Genomic DNA, 24,396 nt, shown 5'->3' with positions numbered 1-24,396 from the left:
CGCGCTCACACGTCCGCCAGCCGGGCCTCTTCCAGGTCCAGGGAGCGCTGGAGGCGTCTGCGGGTCGTGTCGCTGATGGCATGGTCGTCGTACAGGCGCCGCAGCTCCGCCGACTCCACGGCTATCAGGTCGCGGCGCAACTGGCGGTAGACCAGGTCGGCGGATTCCTGTGGCATCCCGCCGTTGGTGTCCGTGAGCCGGTCGCGGGCGTCCTCGAGGCGGGCGTTCAGACCCCGGCGGAGCCGGTCGATGACCACGTCGGGCGCCGCCTCGAGTTCCGCCAGCTCGTCCAGACGCCGGATCCCGGCCCCCGCCAGGCTGCACCGGGCCGCGGCCTCCTCGCGCTCGGTGTGGTCGGGCTCCAGGGCGATGCCGGAGCGCCGGACGACCGGGGCCAGGGTGAAGCCCTGGACGACAAGGGTGACGACGACGACCGAGGTGGTCAGGACGAGCACGAGGGGCCGCTGTGTGAGCGCGGCGCCGTCCGCCGTGGCCACAGGGATCGACAGGGCCGCCGCCAGCGGGACGACCCCCCGGGTGCCCGCCCAGGTCAGCACCATCGGCACCCGCCAGTTCATCCGCTGGATCCCGCCCTTGCGCTGTACGACCGCGGACAGGGGTGCCAGCCACAGCAGGCGTACGGCGATCAGGGTCCCGGCGACGGCCAGGGCGTACAGCGGCCAGATCCGGTCACCGTCGGACAGCGCCCGCACCTGTGCGGGCAGGGCCAGGCCTATCAGGCTGAAGACGACGCTCTCGAGCAGGAACACCACTGTGCCGTACACCGCGTGCAACTGGAGCCTGATGCGGGCGTTGGTGAGCCGGTCGCCTCGCCCGCCGAGGACCACCCCGGCGACCACGACGGACGTGACGCCGGACGTGTGCGCGGCCTCTGCGAGGACGTAGGCGGCGTACGGCGTGACCAGGGCGATCACCGTCTCCAGGACCGGGTCCTCGGTACGCCGCCGGATGAGGGCGACCACTCCGGCCAGCGCGGCCCCGATGACCGTGCCACCGCCGGCCAGCACCATGAACTCGCTGCCCGCCGAGCCCCAGTCGGCGGCGGCGGAGGCCACGGCGACGCCCACCGCCACCCGGAACAGCACCAGGGAGGTCGCGTCGTTGAAAAGGCTCTCCGCCTGGACCAGCACCTGGACCTTGGGCGGCAGCGCGAGCCGCCGGCCGAGCGCCGTGACCGCCACGGGATCGGTGCTCGCCAGCACGGCGCCCAGTACGAGCGCCATCTGCCACGGCAGGGGCGTCACCAGTGAGGCCACCGCCGCGACCGCGGCCGCCGAGGCGAGCACCAGGCCGACGGCCAGTACCCCAACCGGCTTCCACACCGCGCGCAGCTCACGCCAGGACATCTCCTCGGCGCTCGCGTAGAGCAGCGGAGGCAACACGACGAGACCGATGACGTCCGGGCTGATCTGGATCTGCGGGGCTCCCGGCAGCAGCGCGACGGTGAGGCCTGCCACCACGAGCAGGGAGGGAGCAGGGATACGCCATCGGCGGGCGAAGGTCGCCACGACGGTGGCCAGTACGACGAGTGACAGAACCGTCCCTACGCTGCGCATGCCGTCCCCTGGGCTCGAACGGAGCCACCTTGGCTCCACGCCGACCAGACTTCCCGGCACACCGCGTTCACCCTATCGGTCCAGGACGCGTCAAGACAGTGTCAAGGTCCACGTGAGCGACGCCAAGGATCCGCTAACGGCCGTGCTGACGGCCTCGGGACGGGCTTCCGTTGGGAGCAGTGAGTGCGAGAAGTGACCCGTCCCCGTGTGGGAGTTGAGCCAGTGAGCGGAGCGCCTCGGCTGCGATGAATGACGTACGGCCCGGACGACTCAAGGTGTACCTCGGTGCCGCCCCCGGAGTGGGCAAGACTTTCCGGATGCTCGACGAAGGGCGGCGTCGGGCCGTCCGGGGCGCGGACGTGGTGGTCGGATTCGCGGAGTGCCACGGTCGTCGGCAGACCGAGACGATGCTGGAGGGGCTGGAGATCGTGCCCCGCGCGCGGTGCGAGTACCGCGAGGGGGTGTTCCCCGAGATGGACCTGGACGCGGTGCTGGCACGCCGGCCCGACGTGGCGCTGGTCGACGAGCTCGCTCATACGAACGTGCCCGGCGGCGGCCGCAACCCCAAGCGCTGGCAGGACATCGAACGGCTGCTCGCGGCCGGGATCGACGTCATCACCGCGGTCAACATCCAGCATCTGGAGTCCCTGAAGGACGTCGTCGAGAAGATCACCGGGGTGCCGCAGCACGAGACGGTGCCCGACGAGGTCGTACGGCGCGCCCATCAGATCGAACTGGTCGACATGCCGCCGGAGGGGCTGCGCCGGCGTATGGCGCACGGCAACATCTACGCACCCGAGAAGATCGACGCCGCCCTCGCCAACTACTTCCGGACCGGGAACCTGACCGCGCTGCGTCAGCTGGCGCTGCTGTGGGTGGCCGACCGGGTCGACGAGGCGCTCCACACGTACCGGGCCGAACACGCCATAGGCCGGGTGTGGGAGACACGTGAACGTGTGGTCGTCGCCCTGACCGGCGGGCCCGAGGGCGACACCCTGATCCGCCGGGCCGCGCGGATCGCCGCCCGGTCCGCCGGAGGCGATCTGCTCGCCGTGCACGTGGCCCGCAGCGACGGGCTCGCAGCGGGCGTGTCGCACGCCTCCCTCGCCCGGCAGCGCCGGCTGGTGGAGGACCTCGGCGGAAGCTACCACTCGGTCGTCGGCGACGACGTCGCCACCACTCTCGTGGAGTTCGCCCGTGCGGAGAACGCCACCCAGCTCGTCCTCGGAACCAGCCGCCGGGGCCACCTGGAGCGGTTCCTCACCGGTCCGGGCACCGGAGAGACCGTGACGGCACTCTCCGGTGACATCGACGTCCACCGGGTCACGCACGAGCGTGCCGGACGGGGGACGCTGCTGCCCTCACGTCGCCGCACCCTGTCGACGGCCCGGATGATCGCGGGACCGGTGGCCGGTCTGGTGCTGCCGGTGCTGCTCACCGTGGCCCTCGCCCAGGTGCGCGGCACCCTCAACCTCACCAGCGAGGCCCTGCTCTTCCTGCTCGCCGTGGTGGGCGTGGCGTGCATCGGCGGGGTCACGTCGGCGGTCATCGCCTCGGTGACGGCGTCCCTGCTGCTCAACTACTGGTTCATCCCGCCCATAGGGCAGTTCACCCTGAACGATCCGAACGCGCTCCTCGCCCTCGCCGTCTTCGCGGTGGTCGCCGCCATCGTGGCAGCAGCGGTGGACCGCTCCCTGCGTCTGTCCAGGCGCTCGGCGCGCGCTGCGGCCGAGGCGGAGACCATGTCCTCACTGGCGGGCAGCATCGTGCGCGGGGGCCAGACGATTCCCGCCCTGCTGGAGCGGACTCGGGAGACCTTCGGCATGGAGTCGGCCGAACTGGTGGACGAACCGCCGGATGCCGAGGGTGTCACCGCCGTCCCGGCGGGCCCGGGCGCCTTCCTGGCGCTGCGCGGCCGCAGCCTGTCGTCTTCCGAGCGGCGCGTGCTCGCCGCCTTCGCCGCGCATGTGGGATCCGCGGTCGAGCGGGCCAGGCTCGCCGAGGCCGCGGCCGAGGTCGAACCGGTCAAGGCCGCCGACCGGATGCGCACGGCGCTGCTGCGGGCCGTGGGCCACGACCTGCGCACCCCGCTCGCGGCCGGGTGGGCCGCCGTCACGTCGCTGCGCAGCCGCGATGTGCAGTTCTCGGCCGAGGACCGGGACGAACTGCTGGCGACCGCCGACGAGTCCATGGCGAAGCTGAACCGGCTGGTGGAGAACCTTCTCGACCTCAGCCGCCTGGAGGCGGGAGTCCTCACGCTGAAACTGCGGGCGACGGCGCTGGAGGAGGTGCTTCCGACGGCACTGGCGGACTTCCCGGAGGCCGAGGCGGGGAACCTGGAGGACATCCCGGTGGTGCTGGTGGATCCGCCTCTGCTCGAACGAGTGATCGCCAACCTGGTCGGCAACGCCGTCCGCCACACCCCGTCCGGCTCCAAGGTGCTGGTGACCGCCAGCGCGCTGGCCGGACGGGTCGAGGTACGTGTCGTGGACCGCGGCCCCGGTCTTCCGCCGACCGGCCGTGACCGGCTCTTCGAGCCGTTCCAGCGGCTCGGCGACACCGACAACACCACCGGTCTGGGCCTTGGTCTCGCCCTCTCCAAGGGACTGGCCGAAGCGATGAACGGAACCCTCACCCCGGAGGACACGCCCGGCGGCGGCCTGACCATGGTGCTCTCGCTGTCCGTCGCCGAGGCGGCCGAGCACGGGTGTCCGCAGAGTGCGCACAGCGTAGGAGGTGGGTCATGAGCACCGAGACCGGTATCCGGAGGCAGCACCATGTGGAGGGCCCCGGTGCCTCGATCGCAGCATGGTCCATGCGCGACGGGCCGGCGGCCGCCGCGGCTGCGACGGGACGGGAGCCTGACGCACGGCGGGCGCCGCCGTGACCTCGATGCGGACGGCTGGCCCGAGGGAGAGACCGAACTGCGCGTCTACGGCAACGGCCGTTATCAGGGGCGCTTCATACTCACCCCGGGTGAGGGGCCCGTACCCCCGCTCCTGGCCCGTCTGGTCGCGGTGACCCTGGCCGGCGAGACGGGGGCGGTACTCGACGCGGCGGGGCCGGCACGCGAGGGCTGACTCCGGTCGAGCGCCGTGGACATGACCGGCCACCGCGAGCCGGGTGCCGCATTGCGTACGAGGCGTTCCCGAGGAACGGGTGGAGGGTGCCTGCCGCCGCGGTGCGGGGGCAGGCGGCATGGGTGGGACACCTTCGCCGGACCCGGTCCGGAGCGGCCCGACTTCGACCGGCGTTCGCAGTGGGGGAGTGAGTGTCCTGCGAGCCGGGGACCGGGTGGCCCTGGCGGCACGCGGCGGGGCCGCGACAACGTGGCGCCCGCTTCAGCTTGAGGCAGGCGGCCCGAGGGACCGGGCTCGGCGGGGCTGTGGAGGCGTCATTCCATCCCGGACATCTTGAACACCGTGTGGGCGGTCTCGCGTTCGATCCGTTCCTGGATGCGGCGCAGCGCGGTCGCCCCGCACAGCAGGGAGCCGAGCTCGGCGGACTTCCGCACGTCCTCGTGGAGGCGGTACCAGAGGTCGGGGTTGTTCACCAGCACCTGGGGATCGAGCTCGACGCGGTCGCCGAACGCGTCCCGCAGCACCAGCCGCTGGGAGACGCCCTCCAGGCTGCGCAGCGACACGAGCATGTCGGTGCGGACCCGCTGTGTGCCGTTCAGTCCGCGCGAGGCCAGCCAGCCCTCGCCCGCCGACACCCGCCGTGGGTGGAGCACCAGGAAGAGCAGTACCGACAGCGCGAGCCACAGTGCGGTCCGCCACCACGTCCGGTGGCCGGAGCCCCAGTCGATCAGGAGTAGCATGCCGAAGAGCAGGGCCGCACAGCGAATCGAGCTGTGCAGGTCCCCGGTCCAGCGCCGGTCGTACACCGCGTGGCCGGCCTCCTGCGCGTGCGCGCCCGCAGTGTCGTCTCGCGCGTCGTTGCGGCGTCCCATACCGCTGACGATATGGACCGGGTGAGCCCGGGCAACGCACCTTGATGCGACTCTGACGAGGCATCGGCCGTTCTTGACGCCGTCGCAGCGAGGTGTGCCGGTTACTCACGTCACATGGGCGTCAAGGCGCTGTCAAGGTCGGCCGGTTCGGCGCGAAGAACGCGCAAGGAGCGGTCGGTCACGACGGGCCCCGCACACGACCATGGGTGCACCGCGCGGTCCCTGCGCGCGCGGACGTTCATCCAGCGCGAGGGAGTACCCGCCCATGCCCCTTCTCACCGCCGAACCGGGTGCCGTCCCCGCCGGCGAGGAGCCGCCCGATACCGGCGAGCGGCACCGGCTCACGGCCGTCACGGGTCTGGCCGCGCTGTCCCTGGACGCGATGGCGTCGGTGGCGTACGGCCCCGAGGCGATCGTCCTCGTGCTGGCCGCCGCCGGGGCGCACGGCCTGGGGTTCACGCTCCCCGTCACGTTGGCGATCGCGGGGCTGCTCGCGGTGCTCGTCGCCTCCTACCGGCAGGTGATCGCGGCCTTCCCGGACGGCGGCGGTTCGTACGCCGTCGCCAAGCGGCATCTGGGTGCGCGCACGAGTCTCGTGGCGGCCGCCTCACTCGTGCTGGACTACGTACTGAACGTCGCCGTCGCCGTCACCGCCGGTGTGGCCGCTCTGACGTCGGCCTTCCCGGCCCTGTACGGAGACCGCCTGTGGCTGTGCCTCGCGGTGCTCGCGCTGATCACGGCGGTGAACCTGCGCGGCATCGTGGAGTCGGCGAAGGCGTTCGTCGTGCCGACCGCGGTGTTCGTCGGATCGATCTTCGTGCTGATCCTGGTGGGCCTCTTCCGCTCCCACCCGGTGACCACGGTCACCGCGGCCGGTCATGCCTCGGTTCTCGCCGGCAACGCCTCCACCGTGGGCGCACTGCTCCTGCTGAAGGCCTTCGCGTCGGGCTGTGCCGCGCTGACCGGCGTCGAGGCCATCGCCAACGCCGTCCCCTCCTTCCGGGTCCCCCGCGTCAAGCGCGCCCAGCGCGCCGAGGTCGCCCTCGGCGCTGTGCTCGGCGTGATGCTCGTCGGCCTGTCGGTGCTGATCTCCCGCTTCCACCTCCAGCCGGTCGAGGGCGTCACCGTCCTCGCCCAGCTCGCGGACGCCTCCCTCGGCCACAACTGGGCGTTCTACGTCATCCAGTTCGCCACGATGATCCTGCTGGCGCTGTCCGCGAACACCTCCTTCGGCGGCCTCCCGGTGCTGTTGAAGCTGCTGGCCCGCGACAACTACATGCCACACGTCTTCACCCTGAAGGCCGACCGGCAGGTCCACCGGCACGGCGTGCTGGCCCTGGCCCTGGCCTCGGCCGCGCTGCTGGTGTTCTCCGGCGGCGATACCAACACCCTCGTGCCGCTCTTCGCCATCGGTGTTTTCGTCGGCTTCACCATCGCCCAGATCGGCATGGTCCGGCACTGGCACGAGGAACGGGGCCCCGGCTGGCGCGGCAGGGCGCTGCTCAACGGCTTGGGAGCCGTCCTCACCGGGGCGTCGACCGTCGTCGTCACGGCGAGCAAGTTCGCGAACGGCGCCTGGCTGATAGTGATCGCACTACCGCTGCTGGTGCTGGCCTTCGCGACGGTGCACCGTGCCTACGGCCGGATCGGCGCGCGCCTGCGCCTGGGCCTGATCCCCGAGCCCCCGCACCGCAACCGCTCGGTCGTGATCGTCCCCGTCTCCTCGCTGTCCCGGCTGACCTCCGAGGCGCTGACGGCCGCCGCCTCCCTCGGCGACGAGGTCCGTGCCGTCACCGTGTGTCACGCCGACCCCGAGGACCGCGCCCAGACGTACGCCCTGGAGCGTGCGTGGGCCGAATGGGACCCCGGTGTGCCGTTGGTCCGCCTCCCCGAGGAGCGGCGCTCCCTCGGCCGCCCCATCGCCGCCTACGTCCGTAACGTCAGCGTCAACGAGCCGGCCACACGCGTCACCGTCCTGATCCCGGAGACGGAACCCGAGCGGCTCTGGCAGCGCCTGCTGCAGAACCAGCGGGGAGCCGTCGTGGCGCGCGCGGTGCGGCGGGAGACCGATGCGGTGATCTGCAGACTGCGCTTCCGGCTGTTCTGACGAATATCCGGGCCAGACGGCCATGCCTCCCCGCAGGTCCTCCCGGGGGCCGTAAGAGTCCCGTCAAAGGGGCGCAGCGTGCCGTAAGGGAGCCGTCAACGAGCGTCGAATCCGGACAGGAAGGCTGTTTCTCTTAACCGTCCTTGTTCCAATCCGAACCTCATTCCAGGAGCTCACGATGGCCGATCTGGCCTTCGTCGTCACCACGATCGCGTGCTTCGCGCTGGTGATCTTCGTCGCCAAGGGGGTGACGAAGCTGTGACCGCCGAAAACATCGTCGGCCTGGTCGTGGCCGTCGCCCTGCTGGGCTATCTCGTCCTCGCCCTGATCTTCCCGGAGAGGTTCTGAGACACGACATGGGTCCCGTACTTGCAGGCGTGCTCCAACTGCTCGCCCTGATCGCCGCTCTGGCGCTCTGCTACGTCCCCCTCGGCAACTACATGGCCAAGGTCTACACCTCCGACAAGCACTGGCGTGTCGAGAAGTGGATCTACAAGGGCATCGGTGCCAACCCCGACACGGAGATGCGCTGGCCCGCGTACCTGCGCGGTGTGCTCGCCTTCTCCGCGGCCGGCATCCTCTTCCTCTACCTGCTGCAGCGGCTCCAGGGCGTTCTGCCCGGCTCGCTCGGCTTCCAGGCCATCGACCCGGACCAGGCGTTCAACACCGCCGTGTCCTTCGTGACCAACACCAACTGGCAGTCGTACTACGGCGAGCAGGCCATGGGCCACGTCGTGCAGACCGCCGGTCTTGCCGTCCAGAACTTCGTCTCCGCGGCCGTCGGCATCGCCGTCGCCGTGGCGCTGGTGCGCGGCTTCGCGCGCTCGCGCACCGGTGACCTCGGCAACTTCTGGGCCGACCTGGTGCGCGGCACGATCCGCATCCTGGTGCCGCTCGCCGCGGTCGCCGCGATCGTCCTGGTCGCCCTGGGCGCCATCCAGAACTTCTCCGGCATCCACGAGGTCGGCCAGTTCATGGGCGGATCGCAGCAGTGGAACGGCGGAGCGGTCGCCTCGCAGGAGGCCATCAAGGAGCTGGGCACCAACGGCGGCGGCTACTTCAACGCCAACAGCGCCCACCCCTTCGAGAACCCGACTCCGTTCTCGAACCTGCTCGAGATCTTCCTGCTCCTGCTGATCCCGCTCGCCCTGACCCGCACCTTCGGCGTCATGGTCGGCTCGGTCAAGCAGGGCTACGCGATCCTCGCGACCATGGGCACCATCTGGCTCGGCTTCACGGCCCTGATGATGTGGACCGAGTTCGCCCACCACGGCCCGGCCTTCCAGATCGCCGGCGGCGCCATGGAGGGCAAGGAGGTGCGCTTCGGCGTCGGTGGTTCGTCGATCTTCGCCGTGGCGACCACCCTCACCTCGACCGGTGCGGTGGACTCCTTCCACTCCTCGTTCACCGGCCTCGGCGGCGGCATCACCATGCTCAGCATGATGCTGGGCGAGATCGCCCCCGGTGGTACGGGCTCCGGTCTGTACGGCATCCTGATTCTCGCGATCATCGCGGTGTTCATCGCCGGTCTGATGGTCGGCCGTACGCCCGAGTACCTGGGCAAGAAGATCGGCTCGCGCGAGATCAAGCTCGCGGCCATATACATCCTGATCACCCCGGCGCTGGTCCTGGTGTTCACCGCGTTCGCGATGGCCCTGCCCACGCCCGGCAACTCGATGACCAACAGCGGGGCGCACGGATTCTCCGAGATCCTCTACGCCTACACGTCCGCCGCCAACAACAACGGCTCGGCCTTCGCCGGCCTGAACGCGGACACCCAGTGGTTCAACACCACCCTGGGCCTCGCGATGCTGTTCGGTCGCTTCCTGCCGATGGTGTTCGTCCTGGCGCTGGCGGGCTCGCTCGCCGAGCAGAAGCCGGTCCCGGTCACCGCGGGCACCCTGCGCACCGAGAAGCCGCTGTTCACCGGTCTGCTGGTGGGCGCGATCCTCATCATCACCGGTCTGACGTACTTCCCGGCCCTGGCACTTGGCCCGCTGGCCGAGGGGCTGGCGTCATGACCACTCGCATAGAGAAGCAAGAGGACACAGTGTCCACAGCCACTCCGACCCGGGCGCCGCACAGCGACGTACCCTCCGGGCACAAGACCGCAGAGGGCCGTGTCGGCGCGGGCCTCTTCGACCCGAAGCAGCTGATCAAGTCACTGCCGGACGCCTGCCGCAAGCTCGACCCGCGGGTGATGATCAAGTCCCCCGTGATGTTCGTGGTGTGGGTCGGCTCCATCCTGACCACGGTGTTCTCCTTCAAGGACCCGAGCGACTGGTTCGGCTGGGCGATCAGCGCCTGGCTGTGGCTGACCGTCATCTTCGCCAACCTGGCGGAGGCCGTCGCCGAGGGCCGCGGTAAGGCGCAGGCCGACACCCTGCGCAAGGCCAAGACCGACACGGTGGCGCGCCGACTGCTGCAGGACGGCAAGTCCGAGGAGCGCGTTCCGGGTACCGACCTGAAGATCGGCGACCTGGTCGTCTGCGAGGCCGGCGACATCATCCCCGGTGACGGCGACGTCATCGAGGGTGTCGCGTCCGTCGACGAATCGGCGATCACCGGTGAGTCGGCGCCCGTCATCCGTGAGTCCGGCGGTGACCGCTCTGCGGTGACCGGCGGTACGAAGGTGCTGTCCGACCGCATCGTCATCAAGATCACGACGAAGCCCGGCGAGACCTTCATCGACCGGATGATCAGCCTCGTGGAGGGCGCGGCCCGGCAGAAGACGCCGAACGAGATCGCGCTGAACATCCTCCTCGCGTCGCTGACGATCGTCTTCCTGCTGGCGTGCGCCACGCTGCCGCCGCTCGCCGAGTACGCGGGCACGCACCTGACCATGGTCGTGCTGGTGGCCCTGCTGGTCTGTCTGATCCCGACCACCATCGGCGCGCTGCTGTCGGCGATCGGTATCGCGGGTATGGACCGCCTGGTCCAGCGCAACGTCCTCGCGATGTCGGGCCGTGCGGTCGAGGCCGCCGGTGACGTCTCCACGCTGCTGCTCGACAAGACCGGCACCATCACGCTCGGCAACCGCCAGGCCTCCGAGTTCCTGCCCGTCAAGGGCACCACCGAGGCCGAGGTCGCGGATGCCGCCCAGCTGTCCTCGCTGGCCGACGAGACCCCCGAGGGCCGCTCCATCGTCGTCCTGGCGAAGGAGAAGTACGGGCTGCGCGAGCGCCACCAGGGCGAGCTGTCGCATGCCGAGTGGATCGCCTTCACGGCCCAGACCCGTATGTCGGGTGTGGACGTCGACGGCAGGAAGATCCGCAAGGGCGCGTCCGGTTCAGTCATCGCCTGGGTGCAGGAGCAGGGCGGCACGGTCGCCGAGGACGCCGACGCGATCGCCAACCGCATCTCCGAGGCGGGCGGCACCCCGCTGCTGGTCGCCGTCAAGGACGAGCAGAGTGCCCGTGTCCTGGGTGTCATCCACCTCAAGGACGTCGTCAAGGAGGGCATGCGCGAGCGGTTCGACGAGCTGCGCCGCATGGGCATCAAGACCGTCATGATCACGGGTGACAACCCGCTGACGGCCAAGGCGATCGCCCAGGAGGCGGGTGTCGACGACTTCCTCGCGGAGGCCACTCCCGAGGACAAGATGGCGCTGATCAAGCGGGAGCAGGCGGGCGGCAAGCTCGTCGCGATGACCGGTGACGGCACCAACGACGCCCCGGCCCTGGCGCAGGCGGACGTCGGCGTGGCGATGAACACGGGTACGTCGGCCGCCAAGGAGGCCGGCAACATGGTCGACCTCGACTCCAACCCGACCAAGCTCATCGAGATCGTGGAGATCGGCAAGCAGTTGCTGATCACCCGTGGTGCACTGACGACGTTCTCCATCGCCAACGACGTCGCGAAGTACTTCGCGATCATCCCGGCGCTGTTCGCGGCCGTCTACCCCGGCCTGGACAAGCTGAACATCATGCACCTGGCCTCGCCGGACTCCGCGATCCTGTCCGCGGTCATCTTCAACGCGCTCATCATCGTCGCGCTGGTGCCGCTGTCCCTGAGGGGCGTGCAGTACCGGCCGGTGAGCGCGGACAAGCTGCTCCGCCGCAACCTCGGGATCTACGGCCTCGGCGGCCTCATCGCCCCCTTCATCGGTATCAAGATCATTGACATGATCATCTCCCTCATCCCCGGGATCGGCTGATCGCCATGAACAACTCCGTTTCGACCACCGCCCGGTTGCTCGGGGCGGGCCTGCGGGCCCTCCTCGTGCTGACCCTGGTGACCGGTGTCATCTACCCGCTGGTCGTCACCGGCATCACCCAGGGCCTGTTCAACAACAAGGCGAACGGCTCCGAGATCAAGGCGGACGGCAAGGTCGTCGGCTCCTCCCTGATCGGCCAGGCCTACAACCTGCCGCTGAAGAAGGGCCAGGAGACCCCCGACCCCGACCTGAAGTGGTTCCAGGGCCGTCCCCAGAACGGCCTCGGCTCCAACAGCGTCAACACCCAGTACAAGCTGATCCTGTCCGGCGCCACCAACCGTTCCGGTGACAACGCCGACCTGATCAAGTGGGTCAAGGACGCCAAGGCCGCGGTCGTCAAGGACAACTCGGTCGCCGGCTACACCGTCAAGCCGTCCGACGTCCCCGCCGACGCGGTGACGTCGTCCGGCTCCGGACTGGACCCGGACATCTCCCCGCAGTACGCGGACATCCAGGTCCACCGGGTCGCCGACAAGAACGGCCTGTCCGTCGCCCAGGTGGAAAAGCTCGTCAAGGACCACACCACGAGCCGCACCCTCGGCTTCATCGGTGAGCCCCGCGTCAACGTTCTCGAGCTCAACATCGCGCTCAAGGGACTCGTGACCAAGGGCTGAGGCACCACGCGGTTCGAGCGGGAGTCGGCGGTCCGGGAGGCAATCCGGACCCGCCGACTCCCGTCGCCATGAGGCCGGTTGCGCCGCCTGCGGCGCGCACGGCCCACGCACGACACGAAAGGCGCACACCCATGACCAGGGTGCTGGTGGTGGAGGACGACCCCCAACTCGTAAGGGCCCTCGTGATCAACCTGCAGGCGCGCCGGTACGGAGTGGACGCGGCACCCGACGGTGCCACGGCCCTGCGCCTGGCGGCCTCACGCCAGCCGGACGTGGTGATACTGGATCTCGGCCTGCCCGACATGGACGGCGTGGACGTCCTGAAGGCCCTGCGGGGCTGGACCCGCGTGCCGGTCATGGTGCTGTCGGCCCGTCAGGCTTCCGACGAGAAGGTCGCCGCGCTCGATGCCGGCGCCGACGACTACATCACCAAGCCCTTCAGCATGGACGAGCTCATGGCCCGGCTGCGGGCAGCGGTCCGCCGCACCGAGGACGTGCCGCTGGCGCCCGAGACGACGCGGGTGGAGACGGGGGAGTTCAGCATCGACCTCCTTGCCAAGAAAGTCATCAGACACGGCCGGGACGTGCGTCTGACGCCGACCGAGTGGCACCTGCTGGAGATCCTGGTCACCAACCCCGGCCGGCTCGTGACGCAGAAGTACCTTCTCCAGGAAGTGTGGGGGGTGTCCCAGAGCAACAAGACGAACTACCTGCGGGTGTACATGGCCCAGTTGCGCCGCAAACTGGAGGCGGACCCCTCACACCCCCGCTACCTGATCACCGAACCCGGCATGGGTTACCGCTTCGAAGGATGAACATGACACGCGGCAAGCTTCGGATCTACCTCGGTGCGGCACCGGGTGTCGGCAAGACATACGCGATGCTGTCCGAGGCGCACCGCCGTGTCGAGCGTGGCACGGACGTCGTGGTCGCGTTCGTCGAGCACCACAACCGGCCGCGTACCGAGGTGATGCTGCGCGGACTCGAGGAGATACCGCGCAAGGAACTGGACTACCGGGGCAGCACTTTCACCGAGATGGACATCGACGCCGTCCTGGCGCGCCGGCCCCAGGTGGCACTCGTCGACGAGCTGCCACACACGAACATCCCCGGTTCCCGCAACGCCAAGCGCTGGCAGGACGTCGAGGAGCTGCTGGCCGCCGGTATCGACGTCGTCTCGACGGTCAACATCCAGCATCTGGAGTCCCTCGGCGACGTCGTCGAGTCCATCACCGGGATCCGGCAGCAGGAGACGGTTCCGGACGAGGTGGTGCGCCGCGCCGACCAGATAGAGCTGGTCGACATGTCGCCCCAGGCGCTGCGCAGACGGATGGCGCACGGCAACATCTACAAGTCGGACAAGGTCGATGCGGCGCTGTCCAACTACTTTCGGCCCGGAAACCTGACTGCTCTGCGGGAGTTGGCCCTGCTGTGGGTGGCGGACCGGGTCGACGAGTACCTGAACGAGTACCGCAGCGAGCACCGGGTGTCGAAGATCTGGGGTTCGCGTGAGCGGATCGTGGTCGGTCTGACCGGTGGCCCCGAGGGGCGCACGCTGATCCGCCGGGCCGCGCGGCTCGCGGAGAAGGGCGCCGGCGGTGAGGTGCTGGCCGTCTACATCTCCCGCAGCGACGGCCTGACTTCCGGCTCGCCCAAGGAACTCGCCGTCCAGCGCACCCTGGTCGAGGACCTGGGCGGCACCTTCCACCATGTCGTCGGGGACGACATCCCGGCGTCGCTGCTGGACTTCGCGCGCGGCGTCAACGCCACGCAGATCGTGCTGGGCGTGTCCCGTCGCAAGCCATGGCAGTACGTCTTCGGGCCCGGCGTCGGTGCGACGGTCGCCCGGGAGTCGGGGCCCGACCTCGATGTCCACCTGATCACCCATGCCGAGGCGGGCAAGGGGCGCGGGCTGCCGGTGCCACGTACAGCGCGGCTGGGGCGCGTCCGGATCATCTGGGGCTGGCTCGTCGGTGTGCTCGGCCCCGCGCTGCTCACGTTCTTCCTCACCAGCCTCTCGCCCGAAGTCGGCCTCGCCAACGACATGTTGCTGTTCCTGGCGCTGACGGTGGCGGCGGCCCTGCTCGGCGGGCTTGTGCCCTCGCTCGCCTCGGCGGTGGTGGGGTCGCTGCTGCTGAACTGGTTCTTCACCCCTCCGGTGCACACGCTGACCATCGCCGATCCCAAGAACATCGTCGCGATCGTGATCTTCGTCGGAGTCGCGGTGTCGGTGGCCTCGGTGGTGGACCTGGCGGCCCGGCGTACCCATCAAGCGGCCCGCCTGCGCGCCGAGTCGGAGATCCTCTCGTTCCTCGCGGGCAGCGTCCTGCGCGGCGAGACCAGTCTGGAGGCCCTGCTGGAGCGGGTGCGCGAGACCTTCGGCATGGAGTCGGTGGCGCTGCTGGAGCGGGAGAGCGACGTGGCGCCGTGGACCTGTGCGGGAAGCGTGGGGCCGCGGCCTTCGGAGTGCCCGGAGGACGCGGATGTCGACATGCCGGTCGGGGACCATATGGCCCTCGCTCTGACGGGTCGTGTGCTGCCCGCGGAGGACCGCCGTGTGCTGGCCGCCTTCGCCGCGCAGGCCGTGGTCGTGCTGGACCGGCGACGACTGCAGGAGGAGGCCGAGCGGGCCCGGACGCTTGCCGAGGGCAACCGTATCCGTACCGCGCTGCTGGCCGCCGTCAGCCATGACCTGCGTACTCCGCTGGCGGGCATCAAGGCGTCGGTCTCCTCGCTGCGTTCGGACGACGTCGAGTGGTCGGATCAGGATCGGGCGGAGCTGCTCGAGGCGATCGAGGAGGGTGCGGACCGTCTGGACCATGTGGTCGGCAACCTCCTGGACATGTCGCGCCTGCAGACCGGCACGGTCACGCCGATCATCCGGGAGATCGACCTCGACGAGGTGGTGCCCATGGCGCTGGGCGGGGTGCCGGAGGACAGCGTCGAGCTCGACATTCCGGAGACGCTGCCGATGGTTCTGGTGGACAAGGGCCTGCTGGAGCGCGTTGTCGCCAACCTCGTGGAGAACGCGGTCAAGTACAGCCCCCAGGACCAGCCCGTACTGGTGTCGGCGAGTGCCCTGGGCAACCGCGTCGAGCTGCGTGTCGTGGATCGCGGGCCGGGGGTGCCGGACGAAGGCAAGGGGCGCATCTTCGAGCCGTTCCAGCGCTACGGCGATGCCCCGCGGGGCACCGGCGTGGGCCTCGGTCTCGCCGTGGCGCGCGGCTTCACGGAGGCGGTCGGTGGCACGCTCAACGCAGAGGACACCCCGGGCGGCGGCCTGACCATGGTGGTCACCCTGCGGGTGGCGGAGGAGCGGGTGGTGCGGCCCGTGCCTTCCACGATCGCCATGACATAGGACCGTGGGGCGGCTTCGTCCACGGCGTGGGGCCGCGCATGCGCTCCTCCGGCCGGCCTTCCGTGCAACGGGCGGCCGGCCCCGGACCCGCACGCCGCCTACGCGCCCCTCTCGGCGCCTGATGCGGTGTCCTCCTTCAGCCGCCCGACGTCCAGTCGCTGCCGCCGGAACCGGTGGCGCCGCGCCATGGCCAGTGCGGCCTCGAGTTCGGAGGGCGGCACGGCGAGGACGGGACAGCCGGCGTGGGCGAGGCAGTAGCGGCTCACCGGGCGGCCCAGGGCTCGGCGCAGACGGCCGCGGCGTCCGGAGCCGACGACGAGCACATCGCTGTCGCGATCGGCGACCTGTACCAGGACCCGGCCGGCCGGCCCGCGGCCGACCACCAGATGGACGGGTACGCCCGGGCCGTCGTCGCCGAAGAGCCGGTCGATGAGGTCGAAGAGTTCCAGGAAGGCGCGTTGCTCGCGCTGTTCGACCAGGAGGGGCGGGGCGGGGTTGTCCTGCGCCGTGATGTCACCGCCAGGTACGTTCCAGGCGGACACCGCCCACAACTCGGCGCCGGTGCGTCGCGCCTCGTGGACCGCCCTGCGCAGGGCGGTGATGCTGCCCGGTGAGCCGCTCACGCCGACAACCACCCGAGGGCGGCGGGGTGGTGGGGCGGAGGCCGAATGCTTCATGGCTCCTGTCGTCTCCTCACACGGTACGGAGTCCGCCCCTCCCATCTCACTCCCGTTCCGGGATCGGCGGGCACCTCGGCAGCGCATCTTGGCGTTCCTCTGACGTGTCGGCGGACCGGCCGCCACGAGTGAGCCGTGTCGGGGAGCGGCCTTCGGGGTTCGTCCGGTGGGTTTCACCGGCAGTCGGCTCCCGGGCCCGTCGGCTGCGCTTTGCGGTGAGGGAGTCCCCACGCCGCGGTCGCCGGCGGCCGGGTGCTCAGGAGTCGGACCGCTCCTGCGTGACCCGGAACACCTCCTGGTCCAGGCAGCCCGTGTCCAGGCCGAGTCCCAGGACGTTGCGACGGTGGGCCGCGGCGAGTTCGGCCTCCAGGGGCGACGGAGGCACCGCGAAGACCGGGCAGGTGGCATGCGTCAGGCAGTAACGGCTCACGGAGCGGGAGCAGGCGCGGTGCCAGAGGCTGCGCCGTCCGGCCCCGACGACCAGTACATCGCTGTCGCGGTCGGCGATCTCCACCAGTGCCAGCCCAGGGGCGCCCCGTGCGACGAGGGCACGCATGGCCACACCGGGTCCTGCCTTGCCGAAGACGTCGGCGAGGGCGGTGAGGATCTTCTCCCGGGCCAGGTTCTGCCAGGTCTCGACCATCACGGTCGTGCCGGGGCCGTGGCGGGATACGAGGTCGCCTGCGGGCGGTTCCCAGGCCAGCACAGGCCACAGCTCGGCCTCCCGCCGGCGGGCCTCGTCGGCGGCCCGGCGCAGGGCGGTGAGACTGCCCAGGGAACCGCTCACGCCCACCAGGACGCGAGCAGGGGCTGTGGGGGCGGCGCCGGCAGCGGGCATGACTCCACCGTTCCTCGTACGCGCCCGCGGGCGTGTCCCGTGGGCCGCCCTTGAGCGGGCCTGTCCATCACACCCCTGGTCCCGGGCCTGCGAACAGCCTGTGGGGGGATTTCTTGGCGCCGCCTTGATGAGCTGCCCGAAGGGTGTTCCGCCCTCGTGTCAGCATCCCGTCAGCGTCATCCCGATCGCCGTCAGCATCGCGTCATGAAGCATCCGAACTCCCGGGTGGCGGGGCATAGCGTCTTGTGCAAGCCCCGGTACGCCTCCCCGCTGTCGGGGCCACCCCCATCTGACGAAGCACCCGGATCCTCCAGGAGGCATCCCATGACAGACATCCTGAGCGGTGAAGACCCGGAACCTTGTGAACGGTTCCCGGCCGGACCCTTGTTCGTCCCGGTCCGGCCGGGTCCGGTCGGGTGTGCGGCCCGCATCTTCCGCACCCCCCTCGGCGACCGTACGGCCGTCGGCTTCACCTCCGAGGAACGCCTGATCGCGACGCTCGGCTCCGACCAGCAGTGGATCCGGCTGGCCGAGCCCGCACTGCGCGCTCTCACCACGCCGCTGGGTGTCACCACCGTCACGGTGGACCCCCAGTTCTCCGCACCGGCCCCCACGCCGACCCGGGCCGCGGAGCTGCCCCGGGTGCCGGAGAAGCCCCCTGTGAGGAATTCACGCACGAGCATCTGGGATCCGCAGGCCGTCGGTGTGCTGCGGGTGACCGGTGCCGCCGCGCTCGTCTCGGCGCTGGCGCTCTGGATAGGTTGAGAGGGGAAGGCATCATGACCACCGTCCGCGAACCCGCGGTCACCACTTCCGAAGAGCTGTCGGTCTGGCCGGCCTCGACCGCCGAGCACCACCGCGGAGACCTCGCGGTGGGCGGCGTCCCGCTGACCGAGGTCGCCGAGCGCTTCGGGACCCCTGTCTACGTCATGGACGAGGCCGAGGTGCGCGAGCGCTGCCGCACCTATCGGCACGCCTTCCCGGAGGCCGAAGTCCTCTACGCGGCCAAGGCGTTCCTGTGCCGGGCCATGGTCCACTGGATGGCCGAGGAGGGCCTCGGTCTGGATGTCTGCTCGGCCGGCGAGCTGGAGCTCGCGGTCACGACCGGATTCCCGGCGGAGCGGATCGTGCTGCACGGTAACGCCAAGTCCCCGCGCGATCTGGAGACCGCGCTGCGCCTCGGTGTCGGCCGTATCGTGATCGACAGCCCGTCGGAGATCGCGCGGCTGGCCGCCGCCGTCGGACCCGAGGGGCACCAGAAGGTGATGGTCCGGGTGGTGCCCGGCATCAGCGCCGGCGGTCACGAGAAGATCCGTACCGGCACGGCGGACCAGAAGTTCGGTCTGTCCATCGCCGATGGTTACGCGCAGCACGCCATCGGCCGCATTCTGGACCAGCCGCAGCTCGAACTGACCGGTCTGCACTGCCACCTGGGCTCGCAGATCACCAGTGTCAAGCCGTATCTGCTCGCGGTGCGCCGCATGGTGGGGCTGATGGCCCGGCTGCACGAGCAGCACGGGCTGGTCCTGCCCGAGCTCAACCTGGGCGGTGGTCACGGAGTGGCCTACCGTCCCGGTGAACAGGCCCTGGACCTCACCACGCTGGCGCGTAAGGTCCGTGCGGAGCTGAGCGAGGCGTGCGCCGCCGCCGGGCTTCCCGTGCCGCGTCTGATCATCGAGCCGGGGCGCGCCATCGCGGGCCCGTCGGGGATCGCGCTGTACCACGTGCTGTCGGTCAAGCGCACCGGCGACCACACGTTTGTGGCGGTCGACGGCGGCATGAGCGACAACCCGCGGCCCGCGCTCTACGGTGTGCGCTACGCGCTGCGGCTCGTCGGCCGCCAGAGCACCGCGCCGACGGCGCCGGTGACCGTCGTGGGCCGCCACTGCGAGGCGGGCGACGTCATTGCCGCTGACGTGCAACTCCCCGACGACGTCCACCCCGGGGACCTGCTGGCCGTCCCGGTCGCGGGCGCGTACCACCTGTCGATGGCCTCCGGTTACAACATGGTCGGCCGGCCGCCGGTGGTGGCCGTGCGTGACGGTCACGCCCGTCTCCTGGTGCGCCGCGAATCCCTGGAGGACATCCGCAGCCGGGACGTCGGGCTGTAGTCGCCCCGTCCCCATCCGATCCACCTCCGGGCGAGTCGACGGCCCGGCCCTCGCCCGGAGGTGCTCCCAAACCCTGTCCGAACTACGAGTGAGGTCCTTGTGACGGCCGAGAACATCGTGGGGCTGATCGTCGCGATCGCCCTGCTGGCCTACCTGGTGGTGGCCCTGATCAAGCCGGAGCGCTTCTGATGGCCGCCCCCGCCCCCGTGAGGGAGAAACCCGCGGAAAGCGTGCCGGCAGGCGCCCCGGGCCCCTCGCGCCGCATCGGCGCCGGGCTTCTCGACCCTCAACAGCTGTGGCTGGCCCTGCCGGCCGCGTTGCTCAAGCTCAACCCGGTGACGTTGGCCCGCAACCCGGTCATGTTCGTCACCGAGATCGGTGCGGCCCTGACGACGGGCCTCGCCATCGCCCATGCGTCATTGTTCGGATGGCTGATCACCGCCTGGCTGTGGCTCACGGTCGTCTTCGCGAACCTCGCCGAGGCCGTCGCCGAAAGCCGTGGCCGGGCCCAGGCCGACACCCTGCGCGGGATGCGCCGTCAGACCGTCGCCCGTCGTCTCGTCGGATGGCAGCCCGGCGCCGGCGCCGGCTCGTACATCGAGGAGAGCGTCAGCGCGGGGGAGTTGCGGCGCGATGACATCGTGGTCGTCGAGGCCGGGGAACTGGTCCCCGGCGACGGCGACGTCATCGAGGGCGTCGCCAGCATCGACGAGTCGGCCATCACCGGCGAGTCCGCGCCGGTGATCCGCGAGGCGGGCGGTGACCGCTCGGCCGTCACCGGTGGCACGCGCGTGCTGTCGGACCGGATCGTCGTCCGCGTCACCCAGGAGCCGGGCGCGTCCTTCCTGGACCGGATGATCTCCCTGGTCGAGGGCGCCAACCGGCAGAAGACGCCGAACGAACTCGCGCTCAACCTGCTGCTGGTCATGATGACGTTCGTCTTCCTGGTGGCGGTCCTCACGCTCCAGCCGATGGCGATCTTCTCCAAGGACTTCATGGCCGCCGCGCCCGACGGTCAGGCGCTCACCGCCGACGGTGTCACCGGCATCGTCCTGGTCTCGCTGCTCGTCTGCCTGATTCCGACGACCATCGGCGGTCTGCTGTCGGCGATCGGTATCGCGGGCATGGACCGGTTGGTGCAGCGCAACGTGCTCGCCATGTCGGGCCGCGCGGTCGAGGCCGCAGGCGACATCAACACCCTGCTGCTCGACAAGACCGGCACCATCACCTACGGCAACCGGCGTGCGAGCGACCTGCTCACGGTCGACTCCGTGACGGGTCGTCGGCTCGCGGACGCCGCGGCTCTGTCCAGTCTCGCCGACGAGACGCCCGAGGGCCGCTCCATCGTCGCGTACGTGCGTGACAAGTTCGGCCTGGAGCCCACCGTGCCCGGGGACGCCGCATGGGTGCCCTTCAGCGCCACCACCCGGATGTCCGGAGTGGACCTGGCCGGGGACGCCTCCCGGGCGGACGGGGGAGCGCGACGGCTGCGCAAGGGCGCCGCGTCGGCGGTCGCGGCGTGGGTGAAGGAGAACGGCGGCACCGTACCCGCGGCCCTGGACGTGTGCGTGAAGCAGGTCTCGGCCTCCGGCGGCACCGCGCTGGCGGTCGCCGAGCAGTCGGCGGACGGCCCGGCGAGGGTGCTGGGTGTCGTCCACCTCAAGGACGTGGTGAAGCCCGGCCTCAGGGAACGCTTCGCCGAACTGCGCCGGATGGGCATCCGCACCGTCATGGTCACCGGTGACAACCCCGTCACCGCGAAGGCCATCGCGGACGAGGCGGGCGTCGACGACTTCCTCGCCGAGGCCACGCCCGAGGACAAGCTCGCGCTCATCAAGAAGGAGCAGGCGGGCGGCCACCTGGTCGCCATGACCGGCGACGGCACCAACGACGCCCCGGCCCTGGCGCAGGCGGACGTCGGCGTGGCGATGAACACGGGCACGTCGGCCGCCAAGGAGGCCGGCAACATGGTCGACCTCGACTCCGACCCCACGAAGATCATCGACATCGTGGAGATCGGCAAGCAACTCCTCATCACCCGGGGCGCGTTGACCGCGTTCTCGATCGCCAACGACATCGCCAAGTACTTCGCGATCCTCCCGGCCATGTTCGGCGGGGTCTACCCGGCGCTCGACGCGATCAACATCATGCGGCTCCACTCACCGACGTCGGCGATCCTGTCCGCGGTCATCTTCAACGCGGTGATCATCGCCGTGCTGATCCCGTTGGCCCTGCGCGGAGTGCGCTACCGGCCCAGCAGCGCGGACTCCCTGCTGACCCGCAACCTGTGGATCTACGGAATGGGCGGGCTCATCCTGCCCTTCCTCGCCATCAAGTTCATCGACGTCGCCGTCGTCCAGTTCATCCCCGGGATCTGACCATGACCTTCCTCTCCAGGATGCCCGCCTGGATCGGCCACCATGTGGCGGCGATCCGGGTGGTCATCGTGCTCACCCTGCTCGTGGGCCTCGCCTACCCGCTGGGCATGACCGCCATCGCCCAGATCCCGGGTCTGGACCGGAGCGCGCAGGGCTCCGCACTGATCGGCGCCGGCGGCAAGCAGGCCGGCAGCGAGCTGATCGGGCAGTCCTTCCTCGACAAGAAGGGCAACCCGATCCCGTACTACTTCCAGCCCCGGCCTTCCAACGCGGGCACCGGATACGACGCCTCGGCCTCGGCTGCCGGCAACCTCGGCCCCGAGTCGACCGTCGACGTCCTGCCGGTGAAGGGGGAGCCGGACTCCGGCAAGCAGAGCCTGCTCACCCAGGTCTGCGCCCGCAGCAAGGCGGTCGGCGACCTCGAGCACGTAGACGGCTCACGCCCGTACTGCACGGCCGACGGTGTCGGCGCCGTGCTCGGTGTCTTCCGCGACGGCGGGACCACGGGCAGGGCCACTCGTGTGGTCAGCGTCAACCAGGCCTGTCCCGCGCAGCCGTTCGTCGCCACCTACGAGAGTGTGACGGTCACGTGCGCCACGCCGGGGGAGGACTACGGCACGGCCGTGGTCACCCCGGTCCGCGGTGACGCGCCCGCCCACCCCGAGGTCCCGGCCGACGCGGTCACCGCGAGCGCCAGCGGACTCGACCCCCAGATCAGCCCGGCCTACGCCGAGCTCCAGGCTCCGCGTGTCGCCCGTGAGCGCGGTATGGACGAGGACTCCCTGCGCAAGCTGATCGACCGCTACACCAGCGGCCGGGGACTCGGAGTGCTCGGCGCACCGGCTGTGAACGTCGTCCAGTTGAACGCGGCGCTCGACCGCACGCATCCCGTGAAGGGGGCCTGACATGTACGCCTGGCTCCAGGCCACCCTCATCCTCGCGGTCGTCGTCGCACTGCACGTACCGCTCGGCGACTACATGGCGAAAGCCCTCGACGGCGGCCCGCACGGGCGCACCGAGCGCGTCCTTTACAAGGTGTGCGGGGTCGACCCGGACCGTGAACAGGACTGGCGTCACTACCTGTTCGCCCTGCTCGCCTTCAGCCTGATGAGCATCGCGGCGCTCTTCGCCCTGTTCACCCTCCAGGGCAAGCTGCCCTGGTCGACCGGCCACGAGGGGATGCCCTGGCGGCTCGCCCTGCACACCGCGGTCAGCTTCACCACCAACACCAGCTGGCAGAACTACGCGGGCGAGTCCACCACCGGTCACCTCGCGGTGATGGCCGGCCTCGGCGTCCAGGCCTTCGCCTCGGCGGCCGTCGGCATCTGCGCCGCGCTCGCCCTCATCCGGGGCCTCGTGCGCCGGGACACCGCCCAACTGGGCAACTTCTGGGTCGACCTGAACCGTACGATCTTCCGGGTCATCCTGCCCCTGTCGATCGTCTCCGGGATCATCCTGATCGCCCTGGGCGTCCCCCAGAACCTGGGCGGCGCGCACACCGTCACCACGGTCGCGGGCGGACAGCAGACCCTGCTCGGCGGTCCGGTCGGCTCCTGGGAGCCGCTGAAGCTGATGTCCGGCGACGGCGGCGGTGTCTTCAACGCCAACAGCGCGCACCCCTTCGAGAACCCGTCGGCGTACACCAACGCCATCGAGATCGTGCTGATGCTGCTGATCCCTACCGCCTTCATCCGCACCTACGGCCGGATGATCGGTTCGCTGCGGCAGAGCTGGACGCTGCTCGCGGTCGTCGGCATCCTCTTCGGACTGCTGCTCGCGGCCGGCAGCCTCGCGCAGAACGTCCACTCCGGCACCGTGACGGCGGCGGTCGGCGGGCAGTACGAGGGGACCGAGACCCGTGTCGGCATTCCCGGGTCCACGCTCTTCGGCGTGGCGGCCACCGGTTCGGCGGACGGCGCGGCCAACTCCGCCTACGACAGCTTCTCCAGCTTCGGCGGAGGGGTGCTGCTGTCGGCGATGATGCTCGGCGAGATCGCCCCTGGCGGCACCGGCAGCGGACTGTACGGCCTGATCATCGCGGTGATGATCGCCGTGTTCATCGGCGGCCTGATGGTCGGCCGGACGCCCGAGTACCTGCGCAAGCGGATCGGCTTCCCGGAGATGCGTTACGTCGTCCTGTACGCGCTGGTCGCGCCGACGGCCATCCTGGGCTGCTCGGCCCTCGCCGTCGCGCTGGGGCAGGGCCAGTCGTCCATGGGCAACCCGGGACCGCACGGCCTGACCGAGCTGGTGTACGCCTACACCTCCAACGTCAACAGCAACGGAAGTGCCATGGCAGGCTTCAACGGCGCCACCGACTTCCACAACCTGCTGATGAGCGCGGCCATGCTGATCGGGCGCTATGTGCCGATGGTGTTCCTGCTCGCCCTCGCCGGGCGGCTGGCCCGTCAGCAGCCCGGCGTGGTCACCGTCGGCACCCTCCAGGCCCGTGGCGTCAACTTCATCGCCCTGGCCACCGGCGCCGCCCTCATCCTGGCGCTGCTCAACTTCCTGCCGGCCCTCTCGCTCGGGCCGCTGGCGGAGGGACTCCTCTAGTTTCCATGAACC

The 24,396-nt window shown here is 70.3% G+C and carries 19 protein-coding genes; 15 read left to right on the top strand and 4 right to left on the bottom strand.

Going from position 1 to position 24,396, the window contains the following annotated elements; genetic code table 11:
* Positions 1-5 precede the first annotated feature (5 nt).
* Positions 6-1,577 carry a Na+/H+ antiporter gene (locus tag ADL25_RS20865; protein ID WP_059129270.1) on the bottom strand — a complete coding sequence of 524 codons (1,572 nt, stop codon included), beginning with the start codon at positions 1,575-1,577 and terminating at the stop codon, positions 6-8.
* Positions 1,578-1,822: 245 nt separating this feature from the next.
* On the opposite strand from ADL25_RS20865, the gene ADL25_RS20860 reads away from it, so the two are divergent.
* Both ADL25_RS20860 and ADL25_RS20855 read left to right on the top strand, forming a co-directional pair.
* Positions 1,823-4,324, top strand: a complete 2,502-nt coding sequence (locus ADL25_RS20860; protein WP_059129269.1) for a sensor histidine kinase — start codon at positions 1,823-1,825, stop codon at positions 4,322-4,324.
* Between the two features lie 45 nt (positions 4,325-4,369).
* On the top strand, positions 4,370-4,657 hold the full coding sequence (locus tag ADL25_RS20855) for a hypothetical protein (protein WP_147317884.1): 288 nt from the start codon (positions 4,370-4,372) through the stop codon (positions 4,655-4,657).
* 314 nt (positions 4,658-4,971) lie between these two features.
* Here the strand turns inward: ADL25_RS20855 and ADL25_RS20850 are convergent, their stop codons facing one another.
* On the bottom strand, positions 4,972-5,529 hold the full coding sequence (locus tag ADL25_RS20850; RefSeq protein WP_059129267.1) for a hypothetical protein: 558 nt from the start codon (positions 5,527-5,529) through the stop codon (positions 4,972-4,974).
* Between the two features lie 265 nt (positions 5,530-5,794).
* On the opposite strand from ADL25_RS20850, the gene ADL25_RS20845 reads away from it, so the two are divergent.
* From ADL25_RS20845 to ADL25_RS20815, 7 genes are all read left to right on the top strand, one after another.
* Positions 5,795-7,636: an APC family permease gene (locus ADL25_RS20845; protein WP_059129266.1), complete on the top strand. Its 1,842-nt coding sequence runs from the start codon at positions 5,795-5,797 to the stop codon at positions 7,634-7,636.
* A 258-nt stretch (positions 7,637-7,894) separates the two neighbouring features.
* Complete coding sequence (gene kdpF / locus ADL25_RS20840) at positions 7,895-7,984, top strand: K(+)-transporting ATPase subunit F (protein ID WP_016434100.1); 90 nt, start codon at positions 7,895-7,897, stop codon at positions 7,982-7,984.
* An 8-nt stretch (positions 7,985-7,992) separates the two neighbouring features.
* The gene (gene kdpA, locus ADL25_RS20835) at positions 7,993-9,657 is read left to right on the top strand and encodes a potassium-transporting ATPase subunit KdpA (protein ID WP_059129265.1); all 1,665 of its coding nucleotides are present in this window, start codon (positions 7,993-7,995) and stop codon (positions 9,655-9,657) included.
* Positions 9,654-11,792 (top strand): potassium-transporting ATPase subunit KdpB, encoded by a 2,139-nt coding sequence (gene kdpB / locus ADL25_RS20830; protein WP_181923000.1) that lies wholly within the window; start codon positions 9,654-9,656, stop codon positions 11,790-11,792. Before kdpA (ADL25_RS20835) ends, kdpB (ADL25_RS20830) begins: the two co-directional genes overlap by 4 nt.
* Positions 11,793-11,797: 5 nt before the next feature.
* Positions 11,798-12,466: a potassium-transporting ATPase subunit C gene (locus tag ADL25_RS20825; RefSeq protein WP_059129263.1), complete on the top strand. Its 669-nt coding sequence runs from the start codon at positions 11,798-11,800 to the stop codon at positions 12,464-12,466.
* A gap of 131 nt (positions 12,467-12,597) precedes the next feature.
* The gene (locus ADL25_RS20820) at positions 12,598-13,281 is read left to right on the top strand and encodes a response regulator (RefSeq protein ID WP_059129262.1); all 684 of its coding nucleotides are present in this window, start codon (positions 12,598-12,600) and stop codon (positions 13,279-13,281) included.
* A gap of 2 nt (positions 13,282-13,283) precedes the next feature.
* Entirely contained in the window at positions 13,284-15,824 is a 2,541-nt protein-coding gene (locus ADL25_RS20815; RefSeq protein ID WP_059129261.1) for a sensor histidine kinase, read from the top strand.
* 98 nt (positions 15,825-15,922) lie between these two features.
* Here ADL25_RS20815 and ADL25_RS20810 read toward each other — a convergent pair whose 3' ends face one another.
* Both ADL25_RS20810 and ADL25_RS20805 read right to left on the bottom strand, forming a co-directional pair.
* On the bottom strand, positions 15,923-16,501 hold the full coding sequence (locus tag ADL25_RS20810) for a universal stress protein (protein ID WP_059129260.1): 579 nt from the start codon (positions 16,499-16,501) through the stop codon (positions 15,923-15,925).
* Between the two features lie 256 nt (positions 16,502-16,757).
* Positions 16,758-17,339, bottom strand: a complete 582-nt coding sequence (locus ADL25_RS20805; protein WP_059129259.1) for a universal stress protein — start codon at positions 17,337-17,339, stop codon at positions 16,758-16,760.
* A gap of 324 nt (positions 17,340-17,663) precedes the next feature.
* Here ADL25_RS20805 and ADL25_RS20800 point away from each other — a divergent pair, with 324 nt between their 5' ends.
* The 6 genes from ADL25_RS20800 (at position 17,664) to kdpA (ADL25_RS20775) (ending at position 24,384) form a co-directional block, all read left to right on the top strand.
* Entirely contained in the window at positions 17,664-18,104 is a 441-nt protein-coding gene (locus tag ADL25_RS20800; protein ID WP_059129258.1) for an SAV_915 family protein, read from the top strand.
* Positions 18,105-18,118: 14 nt separating this feature from the next.
* Positions 18,119-19,450, top strand: coding sequence for a diaminopimelate decarboxylase (lysA, locus tag ADL25_RS20795; protein ID WP_059129257.1), 1,332 nt, complete (start codon positions 18,119-18,121; stop codon positions 19,448-19,450).
* Between the two features lie 99 nt (positions 19,451-19,549).
* On the top strand, positions 19,550-19,639 hold the full coding sequence (gene kdpF, locus ADL25_RS48215) for a K(+)-transporting ATPase subunit F (RefSeq protein WP_059129256.1): 90 nt from the start codon (positions 19,550-19,552) through the stop codon (positions 19,637-19,639).
* Positions 19,639-21,828: a potassium-transporting ATPase subunit KdpB gene (kdpB, locus tag ADL25_RS20785; RefSeq protein ID WP_059129255.1), complete on the top strand. Its 2,190-nt coding sequence runs from the start codon at positions 19,639-19,641 to the stop codon at positions 21,826-21,828. The genes kdpF (ADL25_RS48215) and kdpB (ADL25_RS20785) overlap by 1 nt, the downstream gene beginning before the upstream one ends.
* 2 nt (positions 21,829-21,830) lie before the next feature.
* Positions 21,831-22,733, top strand: a complete 903-nt coding sequence (locus ADL25_RS20780; RefSeq protein ID WP_059129254.1) for a potassium-transporting ATPase subunit C — start codon at positions 21,831-21,833, stop codon at positions 22,731-22,733.
* A 1-nt stretch (position 22,734) separates the two neighbouring features.
* Complete coding sequence (gene kdpA / locus ADL25_RS20775) at positions 22,735-24,384, top strand: potassium-transporting ATPase subunit KdpA (protein ID WP_059129253.1); 1,650 nt, start codon at positions 22,735-22,737, stop codon at positions 24,382-24,384.
* Positions 24,385-24,396 lie beyond the last annotated feature (12 nt).

The sequence above is a fragment of the Streptomyces sp. NRRL F-5122 genome, from assembly GCF_001507435.1.
Lineage (GTDB): Bacteria > Actinomycetota > Actinomycetes > Streptomycetales > Streptomycetaceae > Streptomyces > Streptomyces lannensis.
This window is presented reverse-complemented; position numbering and strand designations above follow the sequence as displayed.